At 61.2% G+C, this 8,301-nt stretch carries 2 protein-coding genes; both read right to left on the bottom strand.

Annotated elements, in window-relative coordinates; all coding sequences use genetic code 11:
* Positions 1 to 49: 49 nt before the first annotated feature.
* Positions 50 to 5,125, bottom strand: coding sequence for an Eco57I restriction-modification methylase domain-containing protein (locus ACTH3D_RS11670; RefSeq protein WP_441667292.1), 5,076 nt, complete (start codon positions 5,123 to 5,125; stop codon positions 50 to 52).
* Between the two features lie 55 nt (positions 5,126 to 5,180).
* Complete coding sequence (locus ACTH3D_RS11665; RefSeq protein ID WP_441667291.1) at positions 5,181 to 8,060, bottom strand: DEAD/DEAH box helicase; 2,880 nt, start codon at positions 8,058 to 8,060, stop codon at positions 5,181 to 5,183.
* Positions 8,061 to 8,301: the final 241 nt, after the last annotated feature.

Raw genomic sequence — 8,301 nt, 5'->3', positions numbered from 1 at the left:
GTGTCAGTTATCCTACATACATTATGCACGAAAACTTTCGGTTAGGCACTTAGTCGACGTGGGTTTCACGCGGGCCGCCGGGTTGGGTGTCGTCTTGGTAGGTTTTGCGCACGCTGCCGTTTGGCATGTGTTGTATGTCTTCCCAACCCAGGGCGGTGGGTGTTTGCTGGCTGTGTTCTGCCTGCTGGATATAGTGTGCCGCGTTTTCGGCGCTGTTGGGGTAATCTGGCGCAAGCATCATCTGGTAGCTAATGCCTTCTTTCAGCTCGGCTTTTTTGGCTTTACGCGGTAAACCTACACCAACGAGGCCTTTGCTGGGGGTGAAGACGATGCGGCCGTTCTGGTCGTAATAGGTTTCGGCTTCGTACTGGCGCATCACGGGGAACTGCACGCGGTAGATGGTCAGCAGTTCGTCCAGCGTGAGGTTGAGCGCCTGGGCGACCAGCACGTCGATTTCCACCAGCGCTTGGCGGCGGGCGTAGTCGCTGCGTAGCGCGCAGTGGCGCTGCCATTCAGGGGTCAGCTCGCTGAAGAAACTTTGGTTGAGTACCCGAGCACCGGGGTGGTCGCTGTCGGGGCTGATGGACCAACGCTGCTCGCGGAAGGCCGGCTGCCAGCAGGATTGCCAGAGGTCGGCGTAGTGGCCAGTCAGTGACACTAGCATTAGCGCCCTGCTATGTAATGCAACCCTATAAGCATCATCTGTCAGTACGGGCAGCTGCCTGATTAGCGTAACGTTGGCATGCCCCATGCCCGTACTTTTCACCCGATAATCCAACGGCACTGAAAGCGTCATGCTGAAGTAATCCAGCAAAGTACGGCTATCAGTAAAAGCCGTGCATAAACAGGTATTAATATGCGCAACGTCAGGCGGGATAATGGTTGTCATCAGCGTTCTTTCTGATGACGGTCCGATCATTTCACGATTCACCAGTCGATAATACTCCGTCACGCGCTTGGGCTGGCTTTCGCCGTCGTCTATCCAGGGCACCTTGGGGGTGCGGGCGCGGTAGGTGTCGGGGTCGCAGGCGGGCACGTAGTTGGTGCGCGGCAGGTAGTCGTCGGGCAGACGCTCCAGGTCGAGTACGTCGTAGTGGCTGTTGCCGGTGCAAACGGCACGCGGCGTTTTGTAGAAAGGGCTGCCAACGAAGAAGTGCGGGCCGGAAAGCACCCACTGCTCGGCGTTGTCGGGAAAGCCTGTTTCACGTTTGATGGTGCCGTCGCTTTGGGCATTGGTTTCGTGCCACATTTCCAGCGATATGTACTCGCCTTCCAGATCGCCCAGGCGCTTGGGCTGGGCGGCAAACTTCTCCAGCACAGCGATCAGCTGGCGGGCATGTAGTGCTGGCAGGCGAGCCTCCAGCGCATCGGTGCCCGCCGCGTCATAAAGCTTGGCAAAAAGCTCTAACTCATGCTCACCAACCGCAATAATCCGATCACGGTGTCCCATCGTGTTCCACTTCATGGACACCGCCCCGCTGCTTTCCACAACCTCTTCCTTGATTCCGCCTACTTCGCCTGAACCGTCATCTTCGAAACAAGCATCAATCGTGCTTGGTATATAAAGGTTGTGAATGCTATTGAATGCCACTTCTGACTGGGGCGTTGTGAGATATATGTGAGTACCAAAGCGCATACGCCCATGGTCATTAGTTCCTTCAAACAATCCAAACTCGTTCTGAAACTGGCAGTGCAGCTTCAAACGAGGATAAATTTCTCGCCTAAACATACCGCCTTTAGGGTCATCGTATACGCCTTCAGGGTGTACAAAGCCCGCCACACCTTTTTCGCTGCCGTTGGCCCAGGCGCGGGGCAAAAAGCACTTGTAGAGGTTGGTCTGGATGCCCTTGAGCTCGGGGTAGTTACAAACGGCATTCAGGAACGCCTGGGTGCCTTCGCTTTCTTCGTATTCATCGGTCCAGCCCTGCTTCAGCGCGGGAATGCGCTCGAAGGTTTCATCGCGCAGCGCATTGAGCTTGGTGGCCGAGAGTTTGCGGATAACAAAGCGCGGATCATAGTCGCCCAGCACGTCGCCGCTGGACCACTCCACCTTGAGCCAGGGCGGGTTACCCAGCGTTAGGTCGAAGCCGCCGTTTTGAGCAAACACATCGGCGAAGTTCAGCTCCCAGTGGAAGAAGCGCCGCTGGGTAGCCATGCGGTTGGCCATGGCCAGGCGCGGAAAGGCGGCGAACAGCTGGGTGAAGTTGACCACGCCGAAGCGGTCGACAAAGCGCTTGCCTTCTTCGGGGTTGGTGTCGGCAAACAGGCTGAGCGCCTGGCCGGGGCGCTGGGTGGCGATGGTGTCGCCAAGCAGCAGGTTTTCCAGGTCCATCAGCCATTCGTCGCGGTCGGGCAGCGCTTCGGCCTCGGCAATCGGCCAGAACCACAGCGCGCACCAGTAGTCCATGGCCAGCTTGAGGCGGCGGTAGGCACCGGTGTTGTCCAGATCGCGGGCCAGCAGTTCCTGGTCGAGTGCGGCATCCTTGTAGGCGATATCGGTGGCCTGGCCGGTGGCGAGCCGACCATAGATGGCGTAGGGGTCGGTGGTGCGCTGGCGCAGCCAACCCAGGCTTTTGGCGTGCTCGGCCCAGAGTTCATCGATGCGCGCACTGAGGCGCTGCAGGCGGGCAATGTCGTCTTTGGCGAAGGCTTTAGTGAACTGCCTGCGCCAGGCGGTAATGCGTTTGATGGCCTCGGGGTACAGCGCCTTGACGGCTTTGTCGATGTAGTCGGCCATGCCGGTATCGGGCAGCAGGAAGTGCCAGATGCGCGCGTCACGTTCAGCGCCCGGCTCGGGCATTCTTTCACCCGCGCTTTCAGGCGTGTTGTCGGACGAGAGCGGCAGGTGCAGGGGCAAACGTTTGGGGGCCGACTTGAGCCAGCTGCCCTCTCCGCTATGGCTGAGCTGGGCGGCGCTGAAGGTTTCGCGGCGTGCGCCGATCAGCGAGTTGCCGCAGTGCAGTTGCAGGCCGAACCAGGGCACGAAGCGGTCGCTGGAGAGCGCGCCGAGCCACAGCGAGACTTCGGCCAGCTCCACCGCCACGGGGTTCAGGTCGACGCCGAAGACGTTGTTGTCGGCCAGATACATCTTCACTTTCTGCTTTTCGGCGGCGTAGTCAGCCTGGGGAATGCGCTGCCCCGCTGGCAAGGCAGATTGGGCCAGCTGTAAGTATTTGTCGGCCAGCTGACTGATGGCTTCGTTGAGGAAAGCCGCGCTGCCCATGGCGGGTTCGCAGACGGTCAGCTCCAGCAGGCGCTGGGCGCGGGCGGCGTCATCGGGCAGCGGGTCGAGCTGCTCTGCATACAGCTCTTTCAGGGCGTATTTCACCAGCGAGCGGGTCAGCACCTCGGGCGTGTAATACGAGGCGCTTTTCTGGCGGTCGCGCCCGGCCAGGCGGTATAGAAAGCTGCCTTTGGGGTGGGCCAGCAGCTTGTTTTCGCCGCTGTGTGCTTCTTTGACGAAGACCTTTTCGTCGTCGCTGTAGTCGTCCAGCGCGTCGGCACCCACAAAGTAGCCGGTGCCTAGCGGGTCCCAGCTTTCGCCCTTGGGTTTAACTTCATACAGGGTTTCGCGGGCAAAGAAGCCGCGATAGCTGAGCAGCGCCTCGTAAACGGCACCCAGCTGGTTGATGCCCAGCTGGGCGTAGGAAATACGCCCACGCCGCCGGCGGCTACCGCGCCCGGCACCCGTGCCACTGCCCGCTGGGCGCGACAGCGACATCAGCTGAATAACGCGCTGCAGCAGGTGGTTGGGAAACACCACGTGCTTGAGCAGTGCCATGCGCTCGGGGTCGAACAGGTGGCTGCGTAGCGGCGTCATGCGGAAGGCGTCGCGGCCCGTCTGACGGCCGCTGTTGCCACTGTATTCGGCCAGCATGTCGGGTTCGGCGGGCTGGTAGCCCGAGTGAATCAGCCGGAACAGCGTGGTCAGGGTGTCGTGGAAGTAGTGGCCATTGCGCTCGGCCTCGGAGGTCAGCGGCACCAGCTCCAGCTCGCGCAGGTGCTCCAGCGAGTAGCCCTTGAGGTAGGTGGCGCTGCCCACCGGCGCGTAACCCAGCTCGGGGCGGGCTTCTATGTAGAACAGGAACAGCAGCCGGTACATGTAGCGCAGGCACTGCAGGCTGAGCTGGCTGGGGTCCAGGGCGTTGTGGCCGGTGTAGATGCTTTTTTTCTGCGCTTGGGCGCGGGATTCCAGCTGGCTTGAGGCTTCATCGCCAAGCAGTTCGATGCATTCACGCAGGGCGTACTTGAGGTCTTCCGAGACGCCGTAGGCATGCTTGTGGGCGTTTTCGTCCAGGCTGTCGAGCAGTGCGGTGCCACCACTGCCCAGCAGCGATTCGCCATGCAACAGCACGCTGACCGCCTTGAGCGACTCCAGCTCGCGCCGCGCGAACAGCTCCGGCCAGTCGAAACGCAGTAAACGCCGCTGAGCAAACTTGGCGCGGTCAAGCAGCAGCCATTGGCGGGCACCGCATAGCAGCACCCAGCGCGGCGGTTTTTCCTGGCTGAACACTTGGCGCGACAGGCGCTGGTGCCAGTCCGGGGCATCAGCGTCGCTGACTTTGCCATCACCTGCCTTGGCCAGCTCGGGCGGCAGCGGCGCATCGCTCAGGGTCAGCAGCTGATCGGGCTGCAAATGGCAGGCCAAGGGGTCAAGATCGGCTTCCTGGTACTCGGCGGGCAGTGCTTCAAGAATCCACAGCAGCGGATGGCCCTGGGCATCGTTCAGCTCACCCAGCAGCGGCAGTTCGCTACCGGTGGGGGCGTCGTCGTCGGCCAGCGCCAGCCGACGCGAACGGCTGGGCAGCGCGAATGCGTCCAGCAGGCGGCGGTTAACGGCGCGCTGGGCGATGATGCGCTCGCTGCCACGGCGACGCTCGGCCTCCTGCTGGCGGGCCAGCCAGTCTTGGGCCAGACCGTTCAGGCGGTTAACCGGCGTAAGGTAGCCGTCATAGCGGCCCGGCTTTTCACCCAGGCTGGCGGCCCGCTCGCGCTGGGCTTCACGCGCCTGCGTCTCCTTGCCCTGCCAGGTTTCCAGCACCCCGCGAATGTCACCGGCAAAAATCTCGGCCAGGTAGTGGTCGGAGTAAAATTCGTTCTCGTTGATCAGGCCGATCAGCGCCATGTCAGCCTCCTTGTCCTTGGGGCGTGCTGCGGTGATTGGTGTGAAGGCATACGAATCATGCGCCCTCCTCTGCCTTCAAGCCGGTAATGTCGGCGGCGACCTGTAGGTTGGGGTCGTCTTCGGTGTGCTGGGTGTTGTCGAGCCAGTCTTGATGGTCGTTGAAGACGCGGTCGATATGCGCCTGGCGCTCACCGCGCTGGCGGGCTTTGAGTGCGTCGGGGGCTTTAGAGCGCTCCAGCGTCAGCCCGAGCTGAAGCTCGTGCCCTGCTTTCAGCTCGGCCAGGCGCTTTTGCTGCTCAAGCAGGGCTTCGGCGCGCGCGGCTTCGAAGTCGCGCTTGATGGTTTGCAGCTGATCGCGAGCGGCGTCTACGGCGCGAGGCAGTAGCGCACGCAACGCACTGACATCACCGCTGCGCCCAGGGTTGGGCAACGCGCCGGGGGCCAGCCCGATGCGCTCTTTCAGGGCCTGCCAATCGAGCAACGTCATGCTGCCATCACCTGCAAAGTATACGCCGCACCAGTGCTGGATCAGCACGTGGCCACGCCGGTTGGGAAAACCACCGTGGATCAGCACGATATGCTCGTTCTCGGCCAGTTTGCCGGGCACACGCAGCACCGGCGCGGTGTGACGCCCAAAGGCGTTGAGGGCGCGGTCGGACAGCCACTCCATGACCGGATGCAGGGGCCACAGGTAATGGATCTGCGGCCAGGCGGCGTTCTCTTCCTGGCGGGTGCGGCGGATTTCGTCAGCAATACGCTCTTTGTTGAGGCTCAGCTGGAAGTGGTTGTTATCGGGGTTCACTTCGCGGGGCAGATAGGCCAGGCGCTGCTTGAGGTCAGCCGGGGCGGTCAGCCACACAATGTCGTTCTCTACTCCGGCATCAAGCTTCTCGCCGCGCTCGGCAAACCAGCGGAATGCTGCCTGGGCGTAGGCCTGGCCGTCGGGGAATACCCGTGGCAAGGGGCTGATTCGCTCGTTGGCTGTGATGCTTTTGCGCTGTGGTGTAAAGGCATCCAGCGGGTTTTCGCTGTGCTCCAGCTGGCCGTCCAGCTGGGCGGCAAAGTCGGCCCACAGGTCGGTGCCGGCTTCCATGGCGCTGGCTACTTTGGCTTCTTCTTCGGCCTGATCATAAACGCCCATGAATTCTGACGGGTCGCCGATGTTTTTCTGGGCCTGCTGGTCTTTTTCTACCAGCACTTCAAGGATGCGCTGGTCGCCACGCACCTTAGGATGGTTACTTTCAGTCTGCAGGTAGCGGATCTGCGGCTGGCGGGTCTGGCCGTAACGGTCGATGCGGCCGTTGCGCTGCTGGAAGACCATCAGCGACCAGGGAATGTCGAAATGCACCATGCGATGGCTGAGGTGGTGCAGGTTGATACCCTCGGAGGCCACATCGGAACATAGCAATAGGCGGATCGGGCTTTCGCGGCGATTGAACTGTTCGACGACATCCATCAGCTCGCGGTCAGGCATGTCACCACGCAGCACCGCAAGCTGCCCCTTCTTGAGCTTGAGATCCCCAGGCAGCTGTGCGGCCAGGAACTCCAGCGTCTTGATGCTTTCGGTAAACAACACCAGGCGGTCTTCCGGGTCGCTGGGCTTCCAGCCCAGGCCAGCCGTGAGCTGCTGTTTGAGCAGCTGATATTTGCTGAACTGCCCGGGCGTGATGGCACGCAATGCAAGCGCCAGCCCGTTGAGGGTGTCGATGTCTTCTACCAACGCGGTGCGCACTTCGTCGCTACGTTCTTTGTCCAGCCGGGTCTGCAGCCGACGTATGCGGTTTTCCGCCACCGAGAGACAGGCCGCTGGGCTAGAGAACAGGGCTTTTTCCAAAGTGGTGCGAAACAGCTGACCGGCCCCTTGCCCGCGCCCGTCCAGGGTATGGAAGCTGACTTCCATCAACTGGGCGTAGGCCTCCTCTTCCACTGCACTGGTCGGGCAGCTGAGCGTTTCGATATGCCGCTCAGGAAACTGGCCGCCAAGCTGTTCGCGCACGTCTTTCTTGAAGCGCCGGATGACCAGCCCTCGGTCACGAAAATCGTGCTCGGCGTAGTCGCTGGGGTTGGCGATGGCGGTAGGATCAAGCATGTTGACCAGACTGGCGAAGCTCTCTGCCTTGCCGTCGTGGGGCGTGGCCGACAGCATGATCAGGGTGTCGGAACGGGTGGCCAACAGCCGGGCCAGTCGCGAACGCTGGGAGTGGCTGCCGCGTTCAGCGACGTTATGCGCCTCATCGATGATGATGATGTCCCAGTAGGCCTGCTCTAGATAATGGCGGTAGTCGATATCCTGCTTGAGGGTATCGATGGAGATGATGGCGCGGTCGAAATAATGAAACGGATTATGATTGGCCGGAATGCGGTTACGCGCCCGCGCCAACCCGACGCTGTCGAGCCGTACCAGCGGAATGGTAAAGCGGTTCCAGAACTCCTGCTGGAACTGGGTCAGCATCGACTTCACCGCCAGCACCAGAATCCGCTTGCCGCGTCCGCGGGCGATCAGTTCGCTGGTAAGAATGCCCGCTTCCAGCGTCTTACCCAGGCCAACGGCGTCGGCAATCAGGATGCGCTGACGTGGCTGGCTGAGCGCCTGCAGCGCGGGTTCCAGCTGAAACGGCATGTCGTCGATGGCGGCCCGGTGGCCAAGATGAATATTGCCATCGGAGGGCGCGGTCTTGCGTAACAGCGAGTCGATGTAGAGCAGGCTGGCGCCGAAATTTGACGAGACATCATCCACCAGCTCGGTTTCACGTGGATCGAGAATGCGCACCTTGTCGATGCCGGTGAGAAACAGCGCCTCACGGCCCTGCACCAGCTCGGAAAGTCCTTCGCAGGTCAGCACATAGCCGCCATCGGAGCTGTAGTCCACGCGCATGATTCGCCATTCAGCATCGCGGATCTCCACCCGCATCCCTGGTGCAAAGCGCTGCTGCATCCCTGACTCCCCTCATGCGTTTGAGGCCAGCCCAGAAACTGGGCTGCCTGACCCGCCATTATATTCGCTTATAAACGATTAGCGTACCAAGCTTAGCAAGGTGTGGCATGGGCTCCTTTGGACTAAGCCAAACAAAACCAAGGCGCCTTGCGGCGCCTTTCGCGGCCTGAAGGCCGCTCCTACAAAAATCCAATAAAAACAACAGCATATACTGAACGCAGGCTGCCTAGTCGCGGATGCG

The sequence above is a fragment of the Halomonas sp. genome (genome assembly GCF_052095765.1).
GTDB lineage: Bacteria > Pseudomonadota > Gammaproteobacteria > Pseudomonadales > Halomonadaceae > Halomonas.
This window is presented reverse-complemented; position numbering and strand designations above follow the sequence as displayed.

What these genes read in the sequence shown, in the direction of transcription:
- ACTH3D_RS11670 (WP_441667292.1), bottom strand. Translation starts at nt 5,125, where the DNA reads ATGGCGCTGATCGGCCTGATCAACGAGAACGAATTTTACTCCGACCAC.
- ACTH3D_RS11665 (WP_441667291.1), bottom strand. Translation starts at nt 8,060, where the DNA reads ATGCAGCAGCGCTTTGCACCAGGGATGCGGGTGGAGATCCGCGATGCT.